This is a genomic window from Acinetobacter schindleri CIP 107287 (assembly GCF_000368625.1).
Classification (GTDB): domain Bacteria; phylum Pseudomonadota; class Gammaproteobacteria; order Pseudomonadales; family Moraxellaceae; genus Acinetobacter; species Acinetobacter schindleri.
The window spans coordinates 67,847-93,902 of the sequence record NZ_KB849576.1 but is presented as its reverse complement, the minus strand read 5'-3'; the positions used below and the strand labels follow the sequence as shown (position 1 = coordinate 93,902).

26 protein-coding genes are annotated in these 26,056 nt (G+C 44.3%); 13 read left to right on the top strand and 13 right to left on the bottom strand.

Annotated elements, in window-relative coordinates; all coding sequences use genetic code 11:
• Nucleotides 1-1,107, top strand: coding sequence for an acyltransferase family protein (locus tag F955_RS08065; RefSeq protein WP_004811117.1), 1,107 nt, complete (start codon nt 1-3; stop codon nt 1,105-1,107).
• Between the two features lie 46 nt (nt 1,108-1,153).
• Here the strand turns inward: F955_RS08065 and F955_RS08060 are convergent, their stop codons facing one another.
• On the bottom strand, nt 1,154-1,840 hold the full coding sequence (locus F955_RS08060) for a YggS family pyridoxal phosphate-dependent enzyme (protein ID WP_004893336.1): 687 nt from the start codon (nt 1,838-1,840) through the stop codon (nt 1,154-1,156).
• Between the two features lie 124 nt (nt 1,841-1,964).
• Here F955_RS08060 and F955_RS08055 point away from each other — a divergent pair, with 124 nt between their 5' ends.
• Together F955_RS08055 and F955_RS08050 are read left to right on the top strand one after the other, a co-directional pair.
• Nucleotides 1,965-3,002 carry a type IV pilus twitching motility protein PilT gene (locus F955_RS08055; protein WP_004811122.1) on the top strand — a complete coding sequence of 346 codons (1,038 nt, stop codon included), beginning with the start codon at nt 1,965-1,967 and terminating at the stop codon, nt 3,000-3,002.
• Nucleotides 3,003-3,032: 30 nt separating this feature from the next.
• Complete coding sequence (locus F955_RS08050) at nt 3,033-4,154, top strand: PilT/PilU family type 4a pilus ATPase (RefSeq protein ID WP_004811123.1); 1,122 nt, start codon at nt 3,033-3,035, stop codon at nt 4,152-4,154.
• Between the two features lie 77 nt (nt 4,155-4,231).
• Here the strand turns inward: F955_RS08050 and fur are convergent, their stop codons facing one another.
• A complete protein-coding gene (gene fur / locus F955_RS08045; RefSeq protein WP_004811125.1) occupies nt 4,232-4,669 on the bottom strand; it encodes a ferric iron uptake transcriptional regulator in 438 nt (145 codons plus the stop codon).
• Between the two features lie 112 nt (nt 4,670-4,781).
• Between fur and F955_RS08040 the strand changes: the two genes are divergently transcribed.
• Entirely contained in the window at nt 4,782-5,180 is a 399-nt protein-coding gene (locus tag F955_RS08040; RefSeq protein ID WP_004811126.1) for an outer membrane protein assembly factor BamE, read from the top strand.
• A 109-nt stretch (nt 5,181-5,289) separates the two neighbouring features.
• On the opposite strand, the gene F955_RS08035 is transcribed toward F955_RS08040, so the two are convergent.
• From F955_RS08035 to F955_RS07995, 9 genes are all read right to left on the bottom strand, one after another.
• Nucleotides 5,290-5,616, bottom strand: a complete 327-nt coding sequence (locus F955_RS08035; protein ID WP_004893334.1) for an RnfH family protein — start codon at nt 5,614-5,616, stop codon at nt 5,290-5,292.
• Nucleotides 5,616-6,695: an SLC5/6 family protein gene (locus tag F955_RS08030; protein WP_004893333.1), complete on the bottom strand. Its 1,080-nt coding sequence runs from the start codon at nt 6,693-6,695 to the stop codon at nt 5,616-5,618. Before F955_RS08030 ends, F955_RS08035 begins: the two co-directional genes overlap by 1 nt.
• Before the next feature lie 139 nt (nt 6,696-6,834).
• On the bottom strand, nt 6,835-7,290 hold the full coding sequence (locus F955_RS08025) for a bacteriohemerythrin (RefSeq protein WP_004893331.1): 456 nt from the start codon (nt 7,288-7,290) through the stop codon (nt 6,835-6,837).
• 276 nt (nt 7,291-7,566) lie between these two features.
• Nucleotides 7,567-8,415 (bottom strand): class II glutamine amidotransferase, encoded by an 849-nt coding sequence (locus F955_RS08020; RefSeq protein ID WP_017401317.1) that lies wholly within the window; start codon nt 8,413-8,415, stop codon nt 7,567-7,569.
• Between the two features lie 281 nt (nt 8,416-8,696).
• On the bottom strand, nt 8,697-9,605 hold the full coding sequence (argB, locus tag F955_RS08015) for an acetylglutamate kinase (RefSeq protein WP_004893327.1): 909 nt from the start codon (nt 9,603-9,605) through the stop codon (nt 8,697-8,699).
• A 10-nt stretch (nt 9,606-9,615) separates the two neighbouring features.
• Complete coding sequence (locus F955_RS08010) at nt 9,616-11,034, bottom strand: phosphomannomutase/phosphoglucomutase (protein ID WP_004893326.1); 1,419 nt, start codon at nt 11,032-11,034, stop codon at nt 9,616-9,618.
• 232 nt (nt 11,035-11,266) lie between these two features.
• Nucleotides 11,267-11,719 (bottom strand): dUTP diphosphatase, encoded by a 453-nt coding sequence (gene dut, locus F955_RS08005; RefSeq protein ID WP_017401315.1) that lies wholly within the window; start codon nt 11,717-11,719, stop codon nt 11,267-11,269.
• A 46-nt stretch (nt 11,720-11,765) separates the two neighbouring features.
• Nucleotides 11,766-13,805: a UvrD-helicase domain-containing protein gene (locus F955_RS08000; RefSeq protein ID WP_004893324.1), complete on the bottom strand. Its 2,040-nt coding sequence runs from the start codon at nt 13,803-13,805 to the stop codon at nt 11,766-11,768.
• Between the two features lie 135 nt (nt 13,806-13,940).
• Nucleotides 13,941-14,594 (bottom strand): YiaD family glycine zipper/OmpA-like lipoprotein, encoded by a 654-nt coding sequence (locus F955_RS07995; RefSeq protein ID WP_004893323.1) that lies wholly within the window; start codon nt 14,592-14,594, stop codon nt 13,941-13,943.
• Nucleotides 14,595-14,844: 250 nt separating this feature from the next.
• On the opposite strand from F955_RS07995, the gene F955_RS07990 reads away from it, so the two are divergent.
• From F955_RS07990 to F955_RS07965, 6 genes are all read left to right on the top strand, one after another.
• Nucleotides 14,845-15,768 carry an acyltransferase gene (locus F955_RS07990; protein ID WP_004893322.1) on the top strand — a complete coding sequence of 308 codons (924 nt, stop codon included), beginning with the start codon at nt 14,845-14,847 and terminating at the stop codon, nt 15,766-15,768.
• A 19-nt stretch (nt 15,769-15,787) separates the two neighbouring features.
• Nucleotides 15,788-16,855 carry a hypothetical protein gene (locus F955_RS07985; protein WP_004893321.1) on the top strand — a complete coding sequence of 356 codons (1,068 nt, stop codon included), beginning with the start codon at nt 15,788-15,790 and terminating at the stop codon, nt 16,853-16,855.
• 157 nt (nt 16,856-17,012) lie between these two features.
• Entirely contained in the window at nt 17,013-17,732 is a 720-nt protein-coding gene (gene minC / locus F955_RS07980; RefSeq protein WP_004893319.1) for a septum site-determining protein MinC, read from the top strand.
• 65 nt (nt 17,733-17,797) lie between these two features.
• A complete protein-coding gene (minD, locus tag F955_RS07975; RefSeq protein WP_004811150.1) occupies nt 17,798-18,610 on the top strand; it encodes a septum site-determining protein MinD in 813 nt (270 codons plus the stop codon).
• Nucleotides 18,611-18,612: 2 nt separating this feature from the next.
• A complete protein-coding gene (minE, locus tag F955_RS07970) occupies nt 18,613-18,885 on the top strand; it encodes a cell division topological specificity factor MinE (RefSeq protein ID WP_004811152.1) in 273 nt (90 codons plus the stop codon).
• A gap of 304 nt (nt 18,886-19,189) precedes the next feature.
• Nucleotides 19,190-19,477 carry a PA4642 family protein gene (locus F955_RS07965; protein ID WP_004893317.1) on the top strand — a complete coding sequence of 96 codons (288 nt, stop codon included), beginning with the start codon at nt 19,190-19,192 and terminating at the stop codon, nt 19,475-19,477.
• A 64-nt stretch (nt 19,478-19,541) separates the two neighbouring features.
• Here F955_RS07965 and F955_RS07960 read toward each other — a convergent pair whose 3' ends face one another.
• A complete protein-coding gene (locus tag F955_RS07960; protein ID WP_004893316.1) occupies nt 19,542-22,685 on the bottom strand; it encodes a DNA translocase FtsK in 3,144 nt (1,047 codons plus the stop codon).
• A gap of 261 nt (nt 22,686-22,946) precedes the next feature.
• Between F955_RS07960 and trxB the strand changes: the two genes are divergently transcribed.
• The 3 genes from trxB (at nt 22,947) to F955_RS07945 (ending at nt 25,561) form a co-directional block, all read left to right on the top strand.
• The gene (gene trxB, locus F955_RS07955) at nt 22,947-23,909 is read left to right on the top strand and encodes a thioredoxin-disulfide reductase (RefSeq protein ID WP_004811157.1); all 963 of its coding nucleotides are present in this window, start codon (nt 22,947-22,949) and stop codon (nt 23,907-23,909) included.
• 83 nt (nt 23,910-23,992) lie between these two features.
• Nucleotides 23,993-24,724, top strand: a complete 732-nt coding sequence (gene aat / locus F955_RS07950) for a leucyl/phenylalanyl-tRNA--protein transferase (protein ID WP_004893315.1) — start codon at nt 23,993-23,995, stop codon at nt 24,722-24,724.
• 21 nt (nt 24,725-24,745) lie between these two features.
• Nucleotides 24,746-25,561, top strand: a complete 816-nt coding sequence (locus F955_RS07945; protein WP_004893313.1) for an arginyltransferase — start codon at nt 24,746-24,748, stop codon at nt 25,559-25,561.
• Nucleotides 25,562-25,594: 33 nt separating this feature from the next.
• Here the strand turns inward: F955_RS07945 and rimI are convergent, their stop codons facing one another.
• Nucleotides 25,595-26,053: a ribosomal protein S18-alanine N-acetyltransferase gene (rimI, locus tag F955_RS07940; protein ID WP_004893312.1), complete on the bottom strand. Its 459-nt coding sequence runs from the start codon at nt 26,051-26,053 to the stop codon at nt 25,595-25,597.
• Nucleotides 26,054-26,056 lie beyond the last annotated feature (3 nt).

Below are 26,056 nucleotides of genomic sequence, written 5' to 3'. Positions count from 1 at the left end.
ATGAATATGACTTCACGCAGATTTTCAGCTGAATTCAGTTTACAACTGGAAAGCTTGCGTGGAGTGAGTGCAATTGTGGTGCTATTTAGTCACTGCTTTCAGGCTTTTATCGCCCCTTTTGATTTAACACTGTATTCCTGGGTTCGGCTGCTTGGTCAGGCCGCGGTGATGATGTTCTTTGCTTTAAGTGGCTATCTGATCGGAACCTCTATACAGAATAATATCCAGCAAAACAGCCAGTTTAATCTGTCTCACTATATCCGGCAGCGCTGCCGTAGAATTTTACCGCCTTTCCTGTTTGCCCTTGCCCTGACCTTAACATTATATATTCTGGCGCCCTACTTTTTTAGCTCTCATACACATCAGTTTCAGAACAGTTTTGGCATGATGATTCGTACCACCTATAGTCTGGAGTGGGACAATTTTCTGGGTTCACTGTTCTTTTTAAATGGCTTTGTGACGCCCACGTTATCTGCCAATGCGCCACTATGGAGTTTAAGTTTTGAGGTCTGGTTTTATGTGCTGGCGGGCTTTTTGCCTTTTTTAAAACATTCTGTTATTGCCAAACTCAGTTTTGCTTTAGTGTTAATTACACTTACCGCACTTAATCCCCAATTTCTGATTTATTTGCTTGTATGGCTGACAGCCTTTGCCAGTTCATTTGGTCATATTCAACAGTCTGTCTTAAATCATTTGAAATCACTCAAACTGGGATGCCTAAGCCTGGCTTTTTTCATTGCCTGTAGAGACGCCTATCACTTTCATATGATCGATCAGGCTAAAATTTATCGTGGTAACTATTTTGTACCATTTAACACGTTGATAGGACTGGCTTTTGTCTGCTGGCTGATTCAACTACAACAAAAACTCAGTTATTATCAACCAGTCTGGGTAAAGTCCGCGAGTTTTTCTTATACCCTCTATGTGACTCATTTTCCTTTACTGCTGTTTATTTTGGGCTGCTTTCCACAAAGCCGTACTTATGGGCTAGGGGGTGCTGTTCTGGCCCTAGTTGCGACTATGCTGGTTTTAGTTCTACTGGCTAGCTTAATGGCAAAATTACTCGAACCACAACAAAGAAAAGCGTTATCCCGCTCAATGCAATAACACTTTTCTTAACAATTCTAAAAACCTGTCTAAAAATATGGATCCGTTAATCCTTTTTAGGACGTGTCCCAAACAAGGCGGTGCCGACCCGCACCATGGTTGAACCTGCCGCAATCGCTTCGGTCATATCCCCTGACATCCCCATGCTTAAAGTATCCCAATCCTCAGCTTTGGCATGTTGCATTTTAACCGCTTCGAATAAAGCCTTGGCATCGGCAAAAGCCGCTGTATTATTTGGCGCCGGAATCACCATCAAACCACGCAGACGCAGTTTTGGTAACTGGCTGATCTGCGCTACGAGATCCGCTACTTCTTCTGGCTGACAGCCATCTTTAGTATCCTGCCCGTCGATATTCACCTGAACACAAATATTTAGGGGTACTTGATTATCTTCGCGCTGATTAGACAGACGTTCGGCAATGATCAGACGATCTACCCCATGTACCCAGTCAAACTTTTCTGCCAGATGCTTGGTCTTGTTCCGCTGAACATGCCCAATAAAATGCCATTCAATCTCCAGATCCTGCAACTTTTCAATCTTATCCAGCGCTTCCTGCAAATAGTTTTCACCAAAACTGCGCTGTCCGGCTGCATACATTTCCGCCAAGATTTCCGCTGGATGTGTCTTTGAAACAGCCAGCAGCTGCACGGTCTGTTCATCACGACCAGCCTGTTGACATGCAGTGTGAATTTGGGCCAATACCTGATCTCGTGCGAGTTGCAACATTTTCATTGACGGAGTTCTCATTTCGTTCATATTTTTTTCCCTTGCCCCCCCAACTAAGTGTTGGTTAAGCTGTGGGAAAGCCTTATTATTCTATCAAAATAAATAACATTTAAATGCCTTTGGGGACTTTATGGACATTACAGAATTATTAGCATTTTCTGCTAAAAATGGCGCGTCAGATTTACACTTGTCTGCGGGGATGCCACCACTGATTCGTGTTGATGGTGAAGTTCGTCGTATTAACCTGCCTGCCCTGGAACATAAAGAAGTGCACAAGCTGGTTTACGATATCATGAACGATAAACAGCGCCGTGACTATGAAGAAAATCTAGAAACTGACTTTTCCTTTGAAGTTCCTGGCGTTGCCCGTTTCCGTGTCAACGCATTTAATCAGAACCGTGGTGCCGGTGCCGTATTCCGTACCATTCCCTCTAAAGTTTTAACCATTGAAGATCTGGGCATGGGGCAGATTTTTAAAGATATTTGTGACTATCCGCGTGGTCTGGTACTGGTCACTGGTCCAACCGGTTCAGGTAAATCAACGACACTGGCAGCGATGCTGGACTATATCAATGATAACCGTTATGACCATATTCTGACCGTCGAAGATCCAATTGAATTTGTACACCAATCCAAAAAGTGTCTGATCAACCAGCGTGAAGTGCATCGTGACACGCATGGTTTCAATGAAGCATTACGTTCTGCATTACGTGAAGACCCGGATATTATCCTGGTGGGTGAGATGCGTGACCTTGAAACCATCCGTCTGGCACTCACTGCTGCTGAAACCGGTCACCTGGTGTTTGGCACCCTGCATACGACTTCTGCTGCTAAAACTATTGACCGTGTGATCGACGTATTCCCGGCCGAAGAAAAAGACATGGTTCGTGCCATGCTGTCTGAATCATTACAAGCAGTCGTTTCACAAACCTTGCTCAAGAAAAATGGTGGTGGTCGTGTCGCTGCACATGAAATCATGATCGGTATTCCGGCCATCCGTAACCTGATCCGTGAAAACAAAGTTGCTCAAATGTACTCTGCCATTCAGACCGGTGCCAACTATGGTATGACTACGCTGGATCAGAGCCTGAAAACACTGGTATCTAAAGGCGTGATCAGCCCACAAGTTGCGCGTACTGCTGCTAAACAGCCTGAATCTTTCCTATAAAAAATGTTTTGATTTTCTCGGGGACGAAGTATGGATTTTAACGGCTTGCTCGACTATATGGTGGCACAAAAGGCATCGGATCTGTTCATTACTGCAGATGTCGAACCTTCAATTAAAGTGAATGGCTCAATTGTGCCGATTGGATCAGTCAAATTACCTGGACCAGCAGTAGGCCAGATTCTGCATTCAATTATGACGGAAAAACAGCGCAAAGAATTTGCCGATACACGTGAGTGTAACTTTGCGATTACCAATCCCAGCAAATCAGCACGTTTCCGTGTCAGTGCATTTCAGCAGCGTGATCAGCCGGGTATGGTTCTGCGTCGTATTGAAACCGTCATTCCTACTATGGATGATTTAAAGTTACCGCCAATTCTGAAAGAACTGGCGATGACCAAGCGCGGGATTATCATCTTCGTGGGCGCAACAGGTACCGGTAAATCGACTTCCCTTGCCTCTTTGATTGGTTATCGTAATGAAAATTCCAAAGGTCATATCATCACCATCGAAGACCCGATCGAATTTGTGCACCAGCATAAGGGTTGTATCATCACCCAGCGTGAAGTCGGGATCGACACAGATTCATTTGAAATCGCCCTGAAAAATACCCTGCGTCAGGCACCAGACGTGATTCTGATCGGTGAGATCCGTTCCCGTGAAACCATGGACTATGCTATTGCCTTTGCGGAAACCGGTCACCTGGTATTTGCGACCTTGCACGCCAATAACGCCAACCAGGCCATTGACCGGATTATTCACTTCTTTGAGGCAGACCGTCATAACCAGCTGTTTATGGACTTGTCTTTAAACCTGAAAGCGATGGTGGCACAGCAACTAATCCCAACCATTGATGGTACAGGCCGGCGCGCCGCAATTGAGATCCTGATCAACTCACCTTTAGTTTCAGATCTGATCCGTAAAGGTGATGTGCATGAAATCAAAGACTTGATAAAGCGTTCACGTGAACTTGGAATGCAGACTTTTGACCAGGCACTGTATGACCTGTACAAGGCCAAACAGATCAGCTATAAGGATGCGTTGAAACATGCTGACTCTCCAAACGATCTGCGTCTGCAAATCAAGTTATCCGAAGAAGGTGGTGCACATCTCATGAATGCCGGCAGCAATATTACCTTTGATGGACAATCTTAAGATTAAGTCATCATCCTCATATAAAAAAAACAGGCTTCCTTTGAAGCCTGTTTTTTATACCTTGGAACATCCTGGCATTATTTTTTACGATAAGCGTCCTGACATTCAGGTTCATCACAGTAACCATACAGATTCAGTGAGTGGCCTGTTAATTCAAAGCCGAATTTTTTCGCAACTTCGTGCTGTTCATGTTCAATTACGTCATTGGTGAATTCAACAACTTTATTGCAGTTTTGACATACCAGGTGATCATGGTGATCATCCTGCATAATTTCAAATACAGAATGATTATTTTCAAAGTGATGACGCTGAATAATGCCTGCTGCTTCAAACTGTGTTAACACACGATATACAGTTGCAAGACCCACATCTTCCCCTTGATCGAGTAAAGTCTTGTAGATATCTTCCGCGCTTAAATGGTGCTGACGTGAGTTTTCTAATAGTTCTAATATTTTAATTCTAGGCAGGGTAACTTTCAGTCCAGCTTTGCGTAAATCTTGATTTGAAATAGGCATGTAAAAAGGTCTCTCAACAAAATTAAAGTTGGAATATGCAACAAAGTTTAGATGCAGTATGATCTATCCTTGGATCAAATGCATCATAATTAATTTGGGATAGTGTAGCAAAATGCAAAAAATCATGTTGACGTTATTCGTCACTTCATTGCTCGTCGGCTGTTCGACCTTAGGTGTGTACAAAGTTGATATTCCTCAAGGAACACCTTTAACTCAAGCACAAGCCTCTAAAATCCAGGTGGGAATGAGCCACCAACAAGTCCGCTTCCTACTTGGCAGCCCAACAGTGACAGATCCTTTAAATCCATTACGCTGGGACTACATCTACAATTATACCCCAGGAACCTATGCTAAAAAAGCCAACATTCCTGCTGCACGTGGTCAGCACTTAAAAATCTACTTCAATCCAAACGGTATTGTGGAACGCATTGAAGGTCTAGAAACAATTCCAGCGTCACAACCCGGTTTACCTGGTTCAAAAGAAGCGATTCTGACAGCGCCACCACTATAATCGCTTTTTCATAAAAAAACCCCTGTATTTCTAGGGGTTTTTCTAATTAACTGCATAGGTTTATCAAATTACTGGCATTTTGCCGATTTTATGACGCATTTGATCAACCTCAAGATTGCCACAGCTTGGACCGATTACCTTTATTATAACGTCCTACAGGATTTTGCGCTGCACGTTTACGGCGAATATCCTTAGGATTAATGATCAACGCACGGTAAATTTCTATACGATCCCCAGCATTCAAAAGCTGTGCATGATCCTGCAAGCGCACGCCAAATATTCCCAGATTCAAAGGTTCAGGCAATTCCACCTGATCGCGGATGCCGCTTGTAGCAATTGCATCCAGTGCAGTCATGCCCTGCTGAAACGGTACTGCAATATGAAACTGTTGCTCAGGGGCAGCATACGCCACCCAAATCAACGCTGACTGATTCATCAGAACCACTGCCCTAACACTGCAATAATGGCCACAACAATCGACACTGGTAATACCACCCGAACCGCAATACGCCAGATGTTATAGAACGCCTCTGAACTGAAATTCATTGATTTACGAAGATGACTGATCTTCATGATCCAACCAGCAAACAAGGCATAGATCAGGCTGATCACCAGCCCCCAAAGGATCAGCAGGTTATTAAATACTGGTGTGATATTTGGAATCAACCAGACCAGTGTTGCCACCGCCACAATTACCCATTGAATGATGACATTTATCTGACGCTGTTGCAGCTGTTCACGCGCCATCTGTAACATCAGTGCGGCAGCAGCTACAATTGCAGCGATCAAGGCAAATGCAGGTACTTCAGCTTTTACCGCGAAGAAACCAAAAGCAATTACCGCAACCAGTTGTGCAATCCAAATCGGTAATACAGTTTTGGTCGCTACATCCTGCTGTTTGACAGCAGCCAAACTAGACTGCCAGTACAACCCCATGCCTAAACCGCTGGCCACCAGTGCCAGTACCGTTGCGTTACCCCATTCAGAGAATTGTACCGGAGTTAGTTGCCATTCAGGCAGTGCTGTACCCATGACATTGGCAAGGACCAAGGATGCAATCACGCCTACAGTGGTAATTCCCATCAGAATTAGACGTGGAATTAAAGACAACAGCAAAGCCGCAATCGCCAATCCAGCCAGAATGACTGGTTGCTGCACTTCAAAATTGGCAATCGATACCACATTAGAGGCATGATTCAGCATTGCACCCGCAAGAAATGGAATAAACACCACAGCCAGCCAACCGACAACACGCCAGCGCTGTGAACTGTCTGCCTCACGGGTCAGGCTCGACAATGCCTGTAATGCGGTGGTCTTGGAACGTTTCGCTAAAGCAATTTCCAGATAACAGACTGGAAGCGCCAGGATCAGCATTGTCGCTAACCACAACATCCAGAAATCAAGCTGACGATCAATCTGAATACCTGTTATTGGTGCGAGGGTCGCAATAATAAGAAAAGATAAACAAAAAGCCATCAGAGGCGATAACCATTTTGACATAGCATTGTCCTGCATGATGCATTCCTATAAAAATCTAGCGCTATTTTGCCTTGCATAGCGGTGAAAATCAAAAACAAAAAGCAAACCACCCGAAGATGATTTGCTGCGCAAAATGATCATTAGACTTTAATTTTTGTTATAGGGAAAAATTGCTTTATGAGAAGAAACGAGCGAACCAGTTTTTACCCTTTTTCTTTTCTTTTTCTTTGATCAGGCCGATCATGTTTTCTTTCACCGCACCCACATAATCCGCATCATCATGCTGAATATGGTTGATCAGCCATTTAGATAATACTTCATGCAATTCAGCTTCAATCGAATGTCCCATTTCAAAACGGTCACGATACGACTCAATTTTCTTAATGAACAGATCATGCACACGTTTATGTGGTACACGATATTTATAACCCGCCTCTTCTTGAAGTGATTCTTCAAAAGTGAAATGCGATTGTGTGTAATCGATAATATTTTCTAGAATTTGCTTAACACGCGCACGATTGGTATTGACATCAATTTCGTCGATTTCATTAATGTAATCGAGAATTCGTTTATGCTGATCGTCAATCACATCGATACCAGTATTGTATTCTGGAACCCATTTCATTTTCATTACGACCACCTATAAATATTGAGGATTTATCACATAACTTGAAGCATATAGAGTATTGATTTAAATAAAAATGAAGTGAATTAGTCGGCTTTAGTGGTGAAATTGTATTTTTATATTTAAGTACTTGTTATATATAATTAAAATTAATTTATTCTGAGCAAAAAGATCAGATATTAATTAACCAATAAGAGCTATAAGCTCTTATTAATCTTTGATTTTTACATGAATATTAAACAAAAAAGACAGTATTTTTCACTGTCTTTATTAGCTTCGAGATCAGTACTGATCTGCACGTGTCACCCGTTTGAGCGAAGGGTCCAGTTGCTCACGTTTTAGACGTTCTACGTGGGTCAGTTGAGAACGTACTTTTGCTCCATGCTGGAACAGAATCATTTCGCCGGGTTGGAAAGCCGTCCATTCCTCATTCTGTGTCAATGGTTCCGTGGTAATCACAGCGACACGGTCCTCGGGAGTGGTCACTTGGCTAAAATCGACTTCTACCTCAATATCAACGAGCTGTGCAGGCTTAAACGGATATTCACGCACCAGCCAATGTAGCTTGGTAATGGCATAGGTGAACAGCGCCTGACCATTGGACAAACAAAAATTAAAAGTACCATGCTCGGCGATGGATGGCGAAATCTCGGTCAGCAGATCAAAGATCTGATCCTGTTTTGGCTCATGATAACCAAAGCGCTTTACTAACTGATCAAGCAGATAACAGAAAGCACGTTCACTGTCGGTATTACCGACTGGCGTAAAACGGCCTGAGAGCTCTGGAAAAAAATTATGCAGGTCACCATTATGCGCAAAGATCCACTGACGTCCCCACAACTCGCGACTAAAAGGATGCGAATTTTCCAGATTGATTTTACCCTGAGTCGCCTTACGGATATGTGCGATCACATTACGTGATTTGATTGGGTAATTGCGGATCAGCTCGGCAATCGGTGATTCAACCGCAGACTGGTTGTCGACAAACAGGCGACAAGCTTTATCTTCAAAGAAAGCAATTCCAAAACCATCGGCATGATCTGAAGTAATCCCTGCGCGCTGTGAAAAGCCTCGAAATGAAAAGGTAATATCTGTCGGTGTCGCACAATTCATTCCAAGCAGCTGGCACATAATCTTCATTCAGGTATCGGAGTATTTATGCAGTTATTGTGCATGAGTCCCTGGGGCTTTTCAAATCTTGATCCATGCAATCTTATGCGCTAAAAATGCTAAAGAATGTTTTTTTATGCTTTATTTTAAAAAAGAGATAAATCTGGTTCAAGTTGTTTTTTTCAAGATAACAGGGTTCTGCTAAAGAAAAATTATGATGATTTCAGAAGACAAGAGCTAAAAATAAAAGACATAAAAAAGAGTCCCGATTGAGACTCTTTTTTATCATTGAATCATTTAAATTAATGATGGGCTGACTTTACACGGTTGGTAATAAGGGTACCAACACCATGATCAGTGAAAATTTCCAGCAGGCTGGCATGCGGTACACGGCCATCCACAATATGCGCACTGATGACACCACCTTTCACGGCATCGAGTGCACAACCCACTTTCGGAATCATTCCGCCATAGATCACACCTGTTTCAATCAGGCGATCAACTTCCTGAGTGGTCAGGCCAGTCAGCAGATTTTTATTTTCGTCTAGCACACCGCTAATATTGGTCAGCAGAATCAGTTTTTCTGCACCCAAGGCTTCAGCCACTTTACCCGCAACCAGATCGGCATTGATATTGTAAGTATTACCTTCCTCATCTACACCCAGCGGTGCAATCACAGGGATAAAATCGCTATTGGTAAACATTTCCAGTACATCAGTTTTGACACCAACCACTTCACCCACCAGACCCAAATCAATTTTCTGGATTGAGCCATCTTCTGCTGTTTTTTCCATCAGCAGTTTTTGTGCACGGATCAGGTTACCATCTTTACCGGTCAAACCAATGGCACGTCCACCGTGTTTGTTGATCAGATTAACGATCGATTTGTTTACGCTCCCACCAAGCACCATTTCAACGATTTCCATGGTTGCAGGATCAGTAACACGCATGCCATCAATACGTTCGGATTCACGGCCCAGCTGTTTCAGCATAGAATCGACTTGAGGACCGCCACCATGTACTACGATCGGATTCAGACCTACAGTTTTCAGCAACACGATGTCACGAGCAAATGAACTTTCCAGCTCAGGATCGGTCATTGCGTTACCGCCATATTTCACCACTAGGGTTTTACCCGCAAAGCGTTGAATATACGGCAAAGCTTCAGTCAGAATTTGTGCTTTGTCGATGCCTGTCTGTTGATTTGGCATTCGCCTCTCCTTATTGAGCATCTAAAATGTCTTGGGCGATCGCTGGATAGCGGTCACGTAACATCGAAACGAACAGGTAACGAATTTCATTCAGGCGGCTCTGATTTTCCGCATCAAAACGCACTGTGAAGTATTCACCTGTATTGGATGCTCGAATGATGCCAAAACCATCATCAAAATCAAGACGTATACCGTCAATTTTACTGATTTGCGCGTTTAATTTACGTGATTGTGCTTCAACAAAGTCAAGTAATTCTAGTGGCTTAATCTGATGCGTCGAAATATAGAGGTCTTCAGTGCCCGTACGTTTTGGATAACGTGCCAGTGCTTCTGCCAGTGTCTGTCCAGTTCGATCCAGATACTCCATGACTCTGAGTGCCACATAAACACCATCATCATAACCGCCGCCACGGCCATCATTGAAGACATAATGTCCGGCATATTCACCACCGAAAATCGCCTGTCCTTGAGAATTCGCCAGATACTTCCGCAGGAAAGAACTTCCTGTGCGGATCATGACCGGCGTAGCACCCAGCGCTTGCACCGTATTACGAACCAGGGTAGAACATTTCACATCAAAGACAAATTCTTTATCAACCGTATCTTTCAGACAAATTTCCGCACATAGACACAACAGCTGATCAGCCGTAATAATCAGTCCATCTGCATCGATGAGTACCAGTCGATCACCATCCCCATCCAAGGCAACTCCGAGATCGGCTCTCGTTTCTAAAACTTTTGCTTTTAACAGCTGTAAATGAGCTTCCTGTGAGGGATCCGGCGCATGATCGGGAAAATGACCGTTCGCTTCAGTTCTTATTGTCGTCAGATCACAACCAAGCTTGTTCAATACCAGAGCCGCACAACGCCCCGCTGAACCATTCAACCCATCCAGTACGACCCGATAACGACGTTTCAATTGAATATCATTGAGAATAGACTGCTGATATTTGAGACAATATTCTGGAATAATCTCATGTTCAATCCAGTCTACCTGTTGCAGCTCATCTGAATAATATTTTTGAGCTTCCTGCCCTACCGCCTGAATCATTTCAGGACATGGGGGCTGATTGTTAATCAACCACTTGATGCCATTATCTTCTCGTGGATTATGGCTTGCAGTAATCATGATACCGTTGCCATCAAATTCACGTGACGTGTAATACAGCATCGGACTAGAACAGCAGCCAATAATGTGCGCCTCAATCGCATACAGGCTTAAGGTGCGCTGGATAATATGGGCATAGGTCGGACTGGATAGCCTTGCATCATAACCAATCGCGACACGTGTCTGTCCCGCAGACTGATACTGCTGGGCCAGGCCATGTGCAATAGCATTTACCATGCTGACATTGAGTAAACTGACCTTACCGCGAATGTCATAAGCACGAAAGATTTGCATGGGGAATGGATGATGCATAAATCCCATAGATCGTAATTTCACTGCTAAATAGGAGAATATAAGTTCAGAAATCAGGTGTCATCACCATGATGTGAAACTTTAGTTTTTGTTCTAGGACCCTGTACTTTTAGCTGATTTCAGATAAATAATCAATTTAAAAAATATAACGAATGGATAAATGCCAGCTAAAAAATGGGATAAATATTATTCTATCAACCATTAAAAAAGCCCACATTTTATTGAATGTAGGCTTTTTGAATTAGTTCTTGCCAGTATGACCGAAGCCACCTGCACCACGCTCAGTGGCTTCGAATTCATTCACAATATCGAATTGTGCTTGCACCACTGGGACGAGGACATACTGCGCCAGACGCTCACCTGGTTCCAGGCTAAATGCAGTCTGGCTACGATTCCATACCGAAACCATGAGTTCACCTTGGTAATCTGAATCGATCAAACCTACCAGATTACCCAATACGATGCCATGTTTATGACCCAGACCAGAACGTGGCAGGATCAGGCCCGCAAATGCAGGATCTTCAATATAAATAGCCAGACCAGTTTTCACGAGCACTGTTTGACCTGATTCAATTACTGTAGTTTCGTTTACACATGCACGAAGGTCGAGTCCTGCAGAACCTGTAGTTGCATAATTTGGCATTGGCCATTCATTGCCAAGGCGTGCATCAAGGACTTTCACCTGTACTTTCATCATTTTATTCCTGTAGAAAAATATCAATAGATTAATTACTTAAATTTTAACGCTTAATCAGGGCACGTAAATTATCTAGATAATGCTGTGCCTGCTGTTTCGGATCAATATTGCCAGCCAGCTTTTTCTTACGGCCTAACCATTCCAGTTCATCTTCTGGCAATTCATCCAGGAAGCGGCTTGGCGTCATCTGCTTCATCTGACCACCAGCCTTACGCTGCTCAGCCAAGGTAATCGTCAAGCCCTGACGCGCACGGGTAATGCCCACATACATCAGACGACGTTCTTCCTCAACCGTTTCTGCCGCGATCGAGTTTTTGTGTGGCAGAATCTCTTCTTCCAGACCAATCAGATAAACATAAGGGAATTCCAGACCTTTAGATGCATGTAGCGTCAACAGATTCACCTTATCGGTATCTTCTGCTTCCTGCTGCTGTTCCAGCATATCCAGCAGCACCATCTTACGGATCACGCTTTCGATATTCTTTTCATCCACATCTTCAGCACGGTTAATCAGGCTCTGAATACTGCTATACAGCACTTCAATATTGTCGAGCTTGGTTTTTTCCTGTGCCGGAGTTGCCGCTGATTCCTTGATGTAGTCGATATAGCCGGCTTCTACCATCATCTGGCGGATAATCGGTACTGGCTCATCATCATCCAGCAGATTGCGGGTAAAGTTATTGATGAAGTCAGCAAACTCAGCCAGCTGAGTGGTGGCTTTCTTTGGCATTGCCATGGTCAGACGCTGGTCAGCTGCCGCGGCCAAAAGCGACAAATTATTTTCTTGCGCAAACAGACCCAATTTTTCCAGTGTCACCGGACCGATGGCACGTTTCGGTGTATTGATAATACGCAGGAAGGCACTGTCATCTTCTGGATTAATGATCAGACGCAGGTAACTCATGACATCTTTGATTTCGGCGCGCGCGAAGAAAGACTGACCACCAGAGAGCTTGTAAGGAATCTGCATCTGACGCAGTTGGGTTTCCAGAATACGTGCCTGGAAATTCCCACGGTACAAAATTGCGTAGTCTTTCCAGTTTTTACCATTCATCAACTTGTGCGTGATGAGATCTTTGACTACGCGTTCGGCTTCATCATCATCATTACGGCAAGTGATGACACGGATCACTTCACCATGGCCTTTGTCTGACCAGAGTTTTTTATCGAAGATATGCGGGTTGTTGCCAATAACGGTATTCGCCGCTTTCAAAATACGGCTGGTCGAACGGTAGTTCTGCTCTAGCTTGATAACTTTCAGATTCGGGAAGTCCTGCTGTAACAACGCCATGTTTTCCGGTTTAGCCCCACGCCAGGCATAGATTGACTGGTCATCATCACCTACTGCAGTAAACTGGCCCATTACGCCGACCAGTAACTTCACCAGAATATACTGGGCGGTGTTGGTATCCTGATATTCATCCACCAACAAATAACGCACACGGTTCTGCCATTTGTCACGCACTTCAGCGTTTTCCTGTAACAAACGCGTTGGCATCACAATCAGGTCATCGAAGTCAACGGCGTTATAGGCACGCAAGTTACGTTCATACAATTGATACAAATGTGCAAACTGGACATCTTCCTGAGTTTCACACGTGGTATGAGCCTGCTCGGGTGGAATCAGATCGTTTTTCCAGTCGGAAATCATCTTCATTGCTTTTGCGATCAATTCCTTGCTTTCTGCCCCGGACAAGTTATCGCGATGCATCAGGTCCATCAGAATACGTTTACAGTCATCCGCATCCAGAATCGAGAAATTATTTTTCAGCGGTGTATGTTTTAGCTCTAAACGTAATAGATTCAGACCAAAGGTATGGAACGTCGATACTGATAAGCCTTTGCCTTCTTCACGTGTGAGTAACTTACTTACTCGCTCTTTCATTTCACGTGCGGCTTTGTTGGTAAAGGTCATGGCCGTAATACGATGTGCCGGAATGCCGCAATGCTTGACCAAGTAGGCGATTTTTCTTGTGATTACTGAAGTCTTACCTGAACCCGCACCGGCAAGCACTAACAAGGGTCCTTGAGTATATTTCATGGCTTCAAGTTGCTTGTCATTTAACTGACTGGCGAGTGACATAGTGCTTCCTCTTCTAGATTCGGCTCCGATTATAGTCGGCTCAAGCTCAGTTGCCTAATTGAAAATTCATTTTCCTGCGTCATACTTCAGACATAAAAAAACCACCCGAAGGTGGTCTTTTCTGCAATTCAGATCTTACTGAACAGCATATACCGCGATTTCAACACGACGGTTTTGTTCTTTACCCGCTGCAGTTGTGTTGTCTGCGATTGGGTTCGCTGAACCTAAACCTTGAGCATTAATACGTGTACGTGCAATGCCTTGGCCTGCCAAGTAGTTTGCTACAGAGTTCGCACGTGCTTGAGACAATGGCAAGTTAATTGAATCGTTACCAGTGCTGTCTGTATAACCAGTCACAAGAATACCGCTCTTGTTATCTTCAGTTAGAACTTGGGCAACTTTGTTCAATGTTGCATAGAAGTTTGGTTTGATATTTGACTTGTTGGTATCAAATGTAATCGCACCTGGCATTACCAAGTTGATTGAACCGTCTGGATTACGGTTTACATCTACACCAGTACCCGCAGTCGCTTGACGTAATTTTTTCTCTTTATCGTCCAGGTAAACACCCGCTGCACCACCAAGTACTGCACCGATTGCCGCTGCACGGTTGTTTTGACGGCTAGTGTTTGCATTGCCTTTAGAAATACCATAACCTGCCGCAGCACCAATTACTGTGCCCAAAGCTGTTTTGTCATACTCAACACCACCGAGGTTATTACCAGTAGTTTGACAACCTGTAAGTGCTACCGCCCCTGCTACTGCTGCTGTAACTAACATTGCACGCATCGCATGCCTCCTTAACTTGTTTTGTTGTATTTGAAGAATAATGGTCAATAATTCAATCAATAACTATATCTGATTTGTTAATAATAAATCTTTTCGTAACTATTTGTAATGTTTATGTGTAACCAAAACGGTTAACTTCATCACATTTTCTCCATTGTTCTCATTCGGTACTTTTCTATTTCAGATTGAAAACGTATATTGTTAATAATATGAAAAAATTTAGTCGATTTTCAGCTTAGGACAGGGTTATATGTCGTCGGAAAGTAAAAAACAGCCTATATTAAAAAAAATTGCACGTGGCCTGACTGTGACTTCAGTAATGACGGGAAGTACCTTTTTCCATGGACCGCCAGTACTGGCCCTCGGTCTGACCAAACTAGTCAAAAAGTCATCCAAAATTGATGAAACCAATATCAAGATTACCAACAGCTGGCTTGGCGTAAACAACTGGCTGATCGAGAATGTCCTTAAAAATACCCAATGGACCATTACCATTGATGAATCTCTGGATCTGAATATGCAGGGCCGCTACCTGATGAGCTGTAATCATCAGAGCTGGGTCGATACTACAGTCAATCAATACTTCGGCTTAACCCGTATGCCATTGACTCGTTTCTTTACCAAATGGGAACTGATCTTTATTCCATTCGTCGGACAGGCATTTAAGATTCTTGGTTTTCCGATGATGAAGCGTCACACCAAGGAACAGATTGCTAAAAATCCGGTACTCAAAGATCGCGATATGGATGAAGCACGTAAATCCTGCCAGCAATTGCTGAGTCAGCCATTTACCCTGCTCAACTATCTGGAAGGTACGCGTTTTACCCAAGAGAAACATGACCAGCAACAGTCTCCCTTTAAACATTTGCTCAAACCGAAGGCCGGCGGTCTGGCCCTGGCGCTGAATATTCTGGGTGACCGTATTGATGCCTTTGTGGACATGACTATCGTTTATCCGGACGGCATACCAGGTTATGGTGAATTCTGGCTAGGCGAAGTACCCCGTATTGCGGTAGATTTAAGAAAGATTGATATTCCGGACTGGGTACTGGGCGGTAATTATGAAGAAGATGCTGAATACCGCGAGCGTTTCCAGCAATGGGTTCATCAAATTTGGACTGAGAAAGATCAGTTGATTGAAAAAATGAAGCAGGATCTGGCTCAAGCAGCCTAATGCACTGATCTGAGAGACTATGAAACCAACTCCCCCGAAAACCAGCTCCAGCGCCTTTAAGTTTTTCCGTGAAGGCACCTGGGGCTGGAAGGTCGCCTTGGCCTATGACATCTTTATGATGGTGTTAATCGTCATCAACCTGTTCTGCCTAAGTGCCAATGCCATTTTAATGAGCGACTTCGGACAATGGTTATTCGATTTCATACGTCTGCCTGAAATCCTGCAATTTTATAAGGCTGAACTGCGTCCCTGGGTGATCATTACTGAAGGCTGGTTTACGACTTTCCTGATTGGGGAGTTATTGGTGCGCTGGCTAATTGCCATAGTCTTGCGTCATCATGCCCGCTGGTGGTTCTTTCCGTTTATTCACTGGTATGAAATTCTCGCGATCGTGCCGCAACTGCGTTTCCTGCGTCTGCTCCGCGCAGTGGCTATCGGCTACAACCTGCATAGCCATGGTTTCAAGGTGATTCCATCTCGCTGGTATAAGCGTGGCAACTTCTATTACAACCTGGTTATGGAAGAATTGACCAGCCGTATTGTAGTTACCGTACTGGACGGAATTAAACGCGAGCTAACCACCAGTACCACGCACCGTCAACTAATTGATGACCTGGTCGAGCATCACCGTCAATTATTTGCCATTGCCTTGGCAGATATCCTGCAAGAAACCCTAGGCAAGGAATTACAGGCACAGCGTTATATGATTTCCAAAAACGTCGGCCAAGTGGTGAATAAAGCCATTGAAGATACGCCAGAGCTGACCCGGCTGTTACGCCTAATCCCAATTGTAGGCAGTCGCATGGAACAGCAGATTCAGAGTATCGGACAACGTCTGGGAGAAAATATTACCCAAGGATTGATCGATCCGTTTACGCATACTGATTACAGTAAAGATAATCCAACTTTTGCCATGATTTCTGAAAAGATCAGTCAGATCCAGATTGAACAAAATCCAAACATTGACAAACTGGTGGAGTCGGCTGTTTTTGAAACACTTGAAGCGATCCGCAAACAGGTCAAAATTAAACAGTGGCAGCAGATTCTGGAAGAAAATGAGCAAAATCAGCGTTCAACATACCTCTAATTCAGCATGAATAATGCTATGCTTTTTTATGGCATCTGATCGCATAAAAAAATAACCTGGATCGCTAGAGAATTAACGAAATTTGTTCTAGGATTTGCACTATTTACAACATTACTTCGACATAAAATTTACAAGTCAGAAGTATTAAGGAAGAACTATGGCTGATATACGGATTAAGGGCAGAATGGTCAATGCGATTCGCATTACCCTTGAAACAAATGACCATGATGCGATCCGCCAGCAATTAGCACCAAAATTACAAGCTGCTTTTCCACCGGGCACCCTGGTGGTGATTGAAAGTACTGTCGAGCAGGAACTTATCGCGCTTATCCAGCTGTTGATCAGCATGGATGTACAACCGATGGCGGTGACTGAAGGCCTGCTTGCAGATCAGGCACGTGCAATCCAGTTCCCGGTATTGCCACCTGACCGTCAGCTACAGGAAATCAAGGCAACCAAAGAACAGGTCATTGAAGTCAAACCGGAAGTTGTTAAGTCAGATGCTGGAACAGAAGAAGTTAAGGCAGCACCTGTCATTGCTCATGTGACTTCTTACCATGATGAAATCCTGCGTACTGGCCAGTGCATTGTGCAGCATCATGGCGACATTATTATCAGTGCTGGCATTAACAGCGGTTCAGAAGTGATTGCCTCTGGCAATATTCATGTTTATGGCAGTGCCCGTGGTCGTGTGATTGCCGGTGCAGGCGGCAATACTGCAGCACGCATTTTCTGTCATGCACTGGAAGCAGAACTGATTTCGATTGCAGGTACCTATTGTGTTGCAGACGATATTCCACCGCATGTGGTGAAAAAGCCTGTGCATATTTACTTGAATGATCAACTAGAGCTTGTATTTGAAGCTCTAGAATTTTAATGTATAAATAAACACCAAAACCCTATGTTAAATAGGGAATTTAAACCATAACAGGAGTGGATTCGGTGGCGAAAATTGTTGTCGTAACGTCAGGCAAAGGTGGTGTAGGTAAAACTACAACAAGTGCATCTTTTGCAACAGGTTTAGCCCTACGTGGCCACAAAACTGTTGTTATCGACTTTGATGTGGGTTTACGTAACCTTGACTTGATCATGGGTTGTGAACGCCGCGTTGTTTATGATTTTGTGAATGTTTTAAATAACGAAGCGCGATTACAACAAGCGCTTATTCGCGATAAGGATATTGAGAACTTATATATTCTGCCAGCGTCTCAAACACGTGATAAAGATGCCCTCACTGATGAAGGTGTTGCACGTGTAATGGATGAACTGTCGCAGGAATTTGACTACATTATTTGTGACTCACCTGCGGGGATCGAACGTGGTGCCATCATGGCCATGTACCATGCTGATGAAGCCATCATTGTCACTAACCCTGAAATTTCTTCAGTACGTGACTCTGACCGTATCATTGGTATGCTCGACAGCAAGACTAAAAAAGTAGAACAAAATGAAGGCCGCATCCGTAAACATCTGTGTATCACACGTTTCAATCCTGAACGTGCGGATAAACAGGAAATGTTGACCATTGATGACATTTCTAAAGATATTTTACGTGTGCCGACTCTGGGTGTAATTCCTGAGTGTCCAAGTGTCCTACAAGCATCGAACGAAGGCAAGCCAGTTATTAACTTTACTGCTTCTGCTGCAGGTCAGGCTTATGATGACCTGGTTGCGCGCTTCCTGGGTGAAGAGCGTCCTTACCGTCATATTGAAGTGAAACCAAAGGGCTGGTTAGCTCGATTATTTGGAGCATAAGCATGGCTGGATTCTGGAGTAAGCTTTTTAGCAGTGAGGAAAAACCAACAAGCGCGCAAACCGCGAAAGACCGTTTAAAGGTAATTGTTGCATCTGAACAGGGTCTGGGACGTCGTTTAAGCCAGGACAAGATTGACATGATGAAGAAAGAAATCATGCAGGTGGTCAATCGTTATGTTCGCGGTGTAGATGAACAGCATATTCAAATGCAGGTCCGTTCTGAAGCGAATATTGAAATGCTTGAAATGAATATCAATTTACCTGAAGAACGATAATTTGATTTTTGATTAGTCAATTAAATTGATTCAAGGCAAAATATGAGACTGAACAAAGCACTGCTTTGTTCAGTCGCAAGACGAGAAGCTTTGCTTCGAGTGGACTGAAAGTAAATTACTGCTTTGTTGAAGCGTAAGACGAGAAGCTAGGCTTCGAGTGGACTGGTGATACAAAGTTTACTTTACCTAACCACAAGATCCGAAGTTTAGCTTCAAGGTAGACAGAGAAAATGAAAAATACTTTGTCACTTGCGTACTCAAATTTTGCCTTTTTCATGTCGAAAATTATATCAAGGAGCTTGTGATGGCATTGTCTCAACCGGCAACGTTTAACGAAGAATGGTCAGATGAGCGTGTATTTGCCTATCTCACTCAATTACCTCCTGCAGGCGTAAACGCAGACTTTCATGTGCTTTATCATGCTTATAAACACATGCGTCCTTTTGACTATGAGCGCCTGTTGACTCAATTCGTTGCAGAAGGTCGTGATATCAATGCTACTAACCCTGAAGGTGAACGCATTCATGACGTGATCGCGAAATTCCCGCGTCACAGTGCTGAGTTCCTTGAAGTATTGGCCAAGTTCGCTTAAGACTTTGCTGATGCAATAAAAAAGCCTGCTTCATGCAGGCTTTTTTATCGGTGGAGATGCTGAATTAGATCAGAATCTCACGCTTACCATTCGCGCCCATCGCGCTCACCACACCGTTTTCTTCCATCTGGTCGATGATTCGGGCAGCACGGTTATAACCGAGGCTAAACTTACGCTGTAGCGATGATGTAGATGCCTTACGAGTTTCCAGTACGAAAGACACACATTGGTCATACAGTGGATCACGGTCAGAAGCACCATCGCCACCATCTTCAAAGCCACGACTTGTTGGTTCTTCATCAAATGGAGTTAGAATTTCATCAACATAGTTCGGGGCACCACGCTCACGCCAAGCATCACAAATACGGTTAACTTCATCATCGGCAATAAAGGCACCATGCACACGCTCAGGCTCAATCTTACCTGGCCCCAGAAACAGCATGTCACCATGACCAAGCAGGTCTTCTGCACCTCCTGCATCCAGAATGGTACGCGAATCAATTTTCGAGTTTACACGCAGTGCTACACGTGTTGGGATGTTGGCTTTGATCAGACCGGTAATCACATCCACCGATGGGCGTTGAGTTGCCAGTAACAGGTGAATCCCCGCAGCACGAGATTTCTGTGCCAGTCGGGTAATCATTTCTTCCGCTTTTTTACCGACCTGCATGATCATATCTGCGAACTCGTCCGCGACAATCACAATCGATGGTAATGGTGTCAAACGTGGTGCACGTTCCCCTGCCACCGATTCACTGGCTTTCCAGGTTGGATCAAACAGATCTTCACCATTGGCAATGGCTTCTTCAACCTTACGGTTGTAGTCGCTTAGCTTACGAATTTTCAGGAAGGACATCAGCTTATAACGACGTTCCATTTCATTGACACACCAGTTCAGTGCACTGACTGCATCTTTCATGTCCGTGACGACAGGCGTCAACAGGTGTGGAATATCGTTATAGTTTGCGAGTTCCAGCTGTTTCGGGTCAATCAGGATCAGACGTAATTGATCAGGTGTGTACTTGAGTAGCATCGACAAAATCATCGAGTTTACTGCGACCGACTTACCAGAACCGGTTGTACCAGCAACCAGCATATGCGGTGCCTTGCCAAGTTCAGTAATCACCGGATTGCCAGAAATATCTTTACCCATCGCCATCGACAGGATGGCACTTGCATCTTCAAATTTCGGTGTTTTAACCAGCTCGATCAGGCGTACCATTTCACGGGTACTGTTTGGTACTTCAATCCCGATATATGGCTTGCCTGGAATCACTTCAACCACACGCACCGAAGCCATCGACATGGAGCGCGCCAGGTCGCGGGAAATATTAGTCACTTTAGAGGCTTTTACACCTGGTGCCAGATCCAGTTCAAAACGAGTGACTACTGGGCCAGGCTGCGCTTCAACCACTTTGGCCTTGACGTTAAATTCTTGTAGTTTGATTTCCAGCAATTCAGACAGACGTGATAATTGCTCTTCGGTGAAATTGACTTTCTTGTTCGGATCAACTTCATCCAGTAGTTCCAGACCTGGTAATGGCGAAAGATCTTTACGGCGTTCAGCCACCATCATGGCGCGTGACAATGGACGGCCCATCGAGTCAGTCAGTGGAGCATCAAAATCGAATTCATCTTCTTCTTGAGGAGCACCCGCAGTTTCATGCCATGCTTCAATAAATTCTTCTTTGGATAATGCCGCTTTGACTGCATCAATGGTATTGTGCTGATTTGTATTTTGTTGAAGCGCTGTCTGAGCAGTCGAGTTGCTTTCAGGTGCAGAGACTTCTATGCCTTGATGCTGAATCGGTGCCTGTACAAAAGCGGAAGATTGCGCATAGCTGGAAGCACGGGCTGGCTTTTCTGGCTCAATATCCTCGACCAGTAAATCATCCAGATCATCAAAATCAGTTTCTAACCCCATGTTGCGTATTGCGGGCGTAGAAATAGGGGGAATACTGCTGCCTGTTGCCACAGCTGCAGTCGCTGCCGCACCTTTGGGCAAGTCTTCGACAATTCTTAAGGTTGGCTGTTCAGTAGCTGCTTGCGCAGTAAATGGACTATGCACATCCGTCGCAGTTTTACCCGGCGGTACAGCTGCCAATAGCTCATCAAAGATTTCATCATTATCCCAATCCAGACCTTTTTTCGTCGTCACAGACGGTACAGGTGTTTCAGTTTTGAGATGTGCCTTGATTTCCTGAATTGGAGCAACTGTTGTAGGGGATTCAGGGGGATGTTGTTGTTCTTCCGCTGCTTTCAATAAAGCATCGATATCCTGTTTATGGCGCTGATCCTCATCAGAATGCAAAGCACGCCAAACTTCGCCCGTGGTAATTACACGATCTGGATCCTGAATCAGGTGATGCGCTTTTTCCAGCGTTTTTTCAAATTCTTCATCTTCCGGACTAAGTTCAGGTTCAATATGTTTTTTCTGTTGCGCCTTGAATTCACGGTCAGCAATGTCATCAAACAGGCGCTCGGCTACATGGTCACGAACTACGGGATCTATTTCTACAGGCTCATGCTCAGGTACAGGAACCACAGGCGTTGAGATGCTCTTTTTAGCAGGGCTGCTGGCGATATCTTTCTTGGCAACTGCCATAGAGCGATCAAATTCGCCCTCCCCTTCCGGGACATTACGATAAAACAGATCCTGTAAATATGCAGGCGTTGCTTTCAGGCTGCTCCAGGTTTTGTTCCATTTCACACCAAAGGCCAAGGTAAACAGCATGACCCATAAACCTACCAGAAACACTGCCGCACCGTATATCGTCAATAGCTGTTCAAGACTCTGACCTAATTCATAACCGATAATGCCGCCCGACGAATTATCCAGTGTATCAGCAGGAACTTCCCAGAACAGGAACAGTAAGGCAGAAGTGGTCAGTAAAAGGAAGAATTGTGCTGCATAACGGAATGGCCGGTTCAGGAAGCTGTGTGGCCACCAGACCTGTACCGCTTCTACGAACAGATATAATGGAATGAGTAAGCTCGCCCAGCCCAGAAAACCAAACAGTAAGTCTGAAATCCATGCACCTGCAACCCCACTGGCATTTGAAACCGTCTGGGTGTCACTGGAAATGTGCATCCACCCCGGGTCAAATGGCGTATAGGTCACTGTTGCAAGAAACAGATAGATCCCAAATGAGACCAAAAATAATGTCATTACTAAGCGCTGTGCATAAGCACTCGACACCGTTGTCATATACTGTCCTGTAGCCAATTCTTCATGAATGTTCTTTTGCTATTATGATTCAAAAAAACGACGCAATAAAATGCCTATTATGCACCTGTTACACGAAAAAAGATGCAGTATTGTGCAACTGCACATAGGTCTTGTTCTTTATCACTTCTATATAGCTCAAATCGATTTGGATGATCAATAATATCGACTTTAATCTCACACCACTGTTATACAGTTTCACGTATAATTCAATAAATTTCTAAATACAAAAAGGATAGCCCGATGAGCGCACGTCACTCAAGACTGATTATTTTAGGTTCCGGCCCTGCTGGCTATAGCGCCGCTGTGTATGCAGCGCGTGCAAACTTAAAACCGACACTCATTGCAGGCCTGCAACTTGGTGGTCAGCTGACAACGACGACTGAAGTGGACAACTGGCCAGGTGATCCTGAAGGCCTGACTGGTCCAGTATTGATGGAACGTATGCAGGCGCATGCGGAACGTTTCGGTACTGAAATCGTATATGACCACATCAATGAAGTAGATCTGAACGTACGTCCTTTTGTATTAAAAGGTGACATGGAGGAGTTCACTTGTGACGCCTTGATCATTTGTACCGGTGCGACTGCGCAATACCTGGGTCTTGAATCTGAAGCTGCATTTATGGGTCAAGGCGTGAGCGCATGTGCGACCTGTGATGGTTTCTTCTATAAAAACCAGAAAGTCATGGTTGTCGGTGGTGGCAATACTGCGGTAGAAGAAGCGCTTTACCTGTCAAATATCGCATCTCACGTAACTTTAGTACACCGTCGTGACAGCCTGCGTTCTGAAAAAATTCTTCAGGACCATCTGTTTGAAAAAGAGAAAGAAGGCAAAATCAGCATCATCTGGAATCATCAAGTAGATGAAGTTCTGGGTGATGCCAAAGCAGGTGTAACTTCTGTACGTTTAAAATCAACTCAAGATGATTCAACTCAAGAAGTTGAGGTTTCAGGCATGTTCGTTGCAATTGGCCATAAGCCAAACAGCAGCATGTTTGAAGGTCAATTACAGCTTCGTGATGGTTATATCCAGGTGCAAAGCGGTACTGCGGGCAATGCAACGCAAACTTCTATTCCTGGCGTATTTGCTGCGGGTGATATTGCGGATAGCGTATACCGTCAGGCGATTACATCTGCAGGTTCGGGCTGTATGGCCGCACTGGATGCAGAAAAATATCTCGATGCGATGGGCAAGTTAGACTAAGCAGCAAAAATGAGAAAGCCGTCCATGTTGGGCGGTTTTTTTATGTATGATAAATACTGATGATTCTAAAACCAGGTTCAAGCATGCAACATCTTCCTCCTTCACAGTTCATTTTCCCCAATCCTGTAGAAGTGGATCTTGAAGGAGAAGGCCTGATTTGTATTGGCGCCGATCTCACTCCATCTACCCTGCTCGAAGCCTATTCACATGGCCTGTTTCCATGGTTTTCCGAAGGTGATCCAATCTGCTGGTGGAGCCCGGAACCACGTTGCATTATCCGACCACAGGGTTATCATCCGAGTAAATCGCTGATTCGAAATATGAAAAAGTATGATTATAAAATTACTGTGAATCATGCTTTTGAACGTGTTATCCGTTCCTGTTCACTACCTCGTGCTTATACCGATGATACCTGGATTAGCGAAGATATTATTCAGGGTTACTGTGATATGTTCGACGCCGGTTATGGTTATAGCATTGAAGTCTGGGATGAAGATCAAGTGGTGGGCGGATTATATGGCATCACCATTGGACAGGGCTGTTTTGGTGAATCCATGTTCAGCACCCAGACCGATGTCTCGAAAATGGCCTTTTATACCTTAATGCTGATTGGTCAGGAAAATCAGCTGCCCTGGATTGACTGCCAGTTGGTCAATGACCACCTGCTGAGCCTGGGTGCCAGTACAATTTCTCGCCAAGCGTATCTTAATTCGTTACAGGATGTGATAAAACGCCCACCTATCAATTGGCAAAAGTATCAGGAGGGTGTATTTTCAAGTAAAACAATAGCGTTAAACGCGCGATTAAATGAATGAAAATAACAGAGGGAATTTGTCATGAACTCCTATCAACCAAAATCCCTGCTGAACGATTTACAGTATTATATTACCCCGCCACACGATTGCAGCTATCTGCCCAACAAGTCTGCACGTATGGTTTTTCTCGATCCCTCACATCGCATAGATGTGGTGACACTTTCTGAATTATCCCGTACCGGTTTCCGCCGTAGTGGCGATTTTGTGTATCGTCCTGAATGTCACCTGTGCCGTCAATGCCTCTCCTCTCGTGTACCCGTGCGTGAATTCAGCATGAACAGTTCGCAAAAAAAGGCATGGAAAAGAAATCAGGACTTAAGCCTACGCATTACTGCACCGCAGCAGGCAAATGATAGCCACTATGCGCTGTATGAACGCTATATCAATGAACGCCACGCCGATGGTGATATGTATCCACCAAGCCGGGATCAGTTTGAAAAGTTTTTGTTGCAAAGCTGTACCGATAGCTTTTTCCTGGAACTCTGGAAAGATGACCGGCTGATCAGTGTATCGACCTGTGATCTGCTCGATGACGGAATTTCTGCGGTTTATACCTTCTTTGATCCGGATGAAAATCGACGTTCACTCGGTGTTTTTGCAATTCTAAAACAGATTGAACATGCTCAGAAATTAGAGCTGCCTTTTATTTACCTGGGTTACTGGGTCCCGCATTCCAGCAAGATGAATTACAAGTCTCAATACCTGCCGCTTGAATTGCTGATTGATGGCCAATGGCGTCGGTTAAACCGCTCGCTCAATGCGGCGGAGATTGAACACTTGGGAAACTCCTTGATGACGACCCTACCCTCCGGATGGAATAATCCCATCATCAAGTAAGATGGTCGTCACTAAAAGGAGTGTTAATCTGATTTATTTAAACAGACTGGCAAAGTCGTCCGTACATGCCTTCACCATAATGATGGCATGTTCACGACCACCGCCCGAGTTTGGATAGTAATTCTTGCGCAGGTCAATCTGGTGAAAACCAGCCTTTTCATAAAGACGAATTGCAGCTGTATTTGATTCACGTACTTCTAGGAAAATCTGTACCGGATTATTTTTCAGTAACTGGATAGATTCTTCTAGCAACTGAAAACCAAGACCTTTACTCTGCTGGCTTGGGTCAATTGCCATGAGTAATAAATTGGCTTCATCCAGTACCGGTTGCAAAATACAAAAGCCCACCACTTTACCTGCATATTCAATAATAGTGCTCTGATAAGCACTAACGGCTTCCTCGAACTGGGTTCTGGTCCAAGGATGAGATTGCACTTGTTGCTCAATCTGGGTGACCGCATCTATATCTGCTATTTGCATCAAACGAATCATGTT

What these genes read in the sequence shown, in the direction of transcription:
- dut (WP_017401315.1), bottom strand. Translation starts at nt 11,719, where the DNA reads ATGAAAGTACAGGTGAAAGTCCTTGATGCACGCCTTGGCAATGAATGG.
- F955_RS08000 (WP_004893324.1), bottom strand. Translation starts at nt 13,805, where the DNA reads ATGTCACTCGCCAGTCAGTTAAATGACAAGCAACTTGAAGCCATGAAA.
- F955_RS07985 (WP_004893321.1), top strand. Translation starts at nt 15,788, where the DNA reads ATGAAACCAACTCCCCCGAAAACCAGCTCCAGCGCCTTTAAGTTTTTC.
- rimI (WP_004893312.1), bottom strand. Translation starts at nt 26,053, where the DNA reads ATGATTCGTTTGATGCAAATAGCAGATATAGATGCGGTCACCCAGATT.
- F955_RS08035 (WP_004893334.1), bottom strand. Translation starts at nt 5,616, where the DNA reads ATGAATCAGTCAGCGTTGATTTGGGTGGCGTATGCTGCCCCTGAGCAA.
- F955_RS07960 (WP_004893316.1), bottom strand. Translation starts at nt 22,685, where the DNA reads ATGACAACGGTGTCGAGTGCTTATGCACAGCGCTTAGTAATGACATTA.
- F955_RS08010 (WP_004893326.1), bottom strand. Translation starts at nt 11,034, where the DNA reads ATGGGATTTATGCATCATCCATTCCCCATGCAAATCTTTCGTGCTTAT.
- F955_RS08040 (WP_004811126.1), top strand. Translation starts at nt 4,782, where the DNA reads ATGCAAAAAATCATGTTGACGTTATTCGTCACTTCATTGCTCGTCGGC.
- minE (WP_004811152.1), top strand. Translation starts at nt 18,613, where the DNA reads ATGGCTGGATTCTGGAGTAAGCTTTTTAGCAGTGAGGAAAAACCAACA.
- fur (WP_004811125.1), bottom strand. Translation starts at nt 4,669, where the DNA reads ATGCCTATTTCAAATCAAGATTTACGCAAAGCTGGACTGAAAGTTACC.
- F955_RS07965 (WP_004893317.1), top strand. Translation starts at nt 19,190, where the DNA reads ATGGCATTGTCTCAACCGGCAACGTTTAACGAAGAATGGTCAGATGAG.
- F955_RS08065 (WP_004811117.1), top strand. Translation starts at nt 1, where the DNA reads ATGAATATGACTTCACGCAGATTTTCAGCTGAATTCAGTTTACAACTG.
- F955_RS08030 (WP_004893333.1), bottom strand. Translation starts at nt 6,695, where the DNA reads ATGCAGGACAATGCTATGTCAAAATGGTTATCGCCTCTGATGGCTTTT.
- F955_RS08055 (WP_004811122.1), top strand. Translation starts at nt 1,965, where the DNA reads ATGGACATTACAGAATTATTAGCATTTTCTGCTAAAAATGGCGCGTCA.
- minC (WP_004893319.1), top strand. Translation starts at nt 17,013, where the DNA reads ATGGCTGATATACGGATTAAGGGCAGAATGGTCAATGCGATTCGCATT.
- F955_RS08020 (WP_017401317.1), bottom strand. Translation starts at nt 8,415, where the DNA reads ATGTGCCAGCTGCTTGGAATGAATTGTGCGACACCGACAGATATTACC.
- aat (WP_004893315.1), top strand. Translation starts at nt 23,993, where the DNA reads ATGCAACATCTTCCTCCTTCACAGTTCATTTTCCCCAATCCTGTAGAA.
- F955_RS07990 (WP_004893322.1), top strand. Translation starts at nt 14,845, where the DNA reads ATGTCGTCGGAAAGTAAAAAACAGCCTATATTAAAAAAAATTGCACGT.
- F955_RS08060 (WP_004893336.1), bottom strand. Translation starts at nt 1,840, where the DNA reads ATGAAAATGTTGCAACTCGCACGAGATCAGGTATTGGCCCAAATTCAC.
- F955_RS07995 (WP_004893323.1), bottom strand. Translation starts at nt 14,594, where the DNA reads ATGCGTGCAATGTTAGTTACAGCAGCAGTAGCAGGGGCGGTAGCACTT.
- F955_RS07945 (WP_004893313.1), top strand. Translation starts at nt 24,746, where the DNA reads ATGAACTCCTATCAACCAAAATCCCTGCTGAACGATTTACAGTATTAT.
- F955_RS08025 (WP_004893331.1), bottom strand. Translation starts at nt 7,290, where the DNA reads ATGAAAATGAAATGGGTTCCAGAATACAATACTGGTATCGATGTGATT.
- argB (WP_004893327.1), bottom strand. Translation starts at nt 9,605, where the DNA reads ATGCCAAATCAACAGACAGGCATCGACAAAGCACAAATTCTGACTGAA.
- F955_RS08050 (WP_004811123.1), top strand. Translation starts at nt 3,033, where the DNA reads ATGGATTTTAACGGCTTGCTCGACTATATGGTGGCACAAAAGGCATCG.
- trxB (WP_004811157.1), top strand. Translation starts at nt 22,947, where the DNA reads ATGAGCGCACGTCACTCAAGACTGATTATTTTAGGTTCCGGCCCTGCT.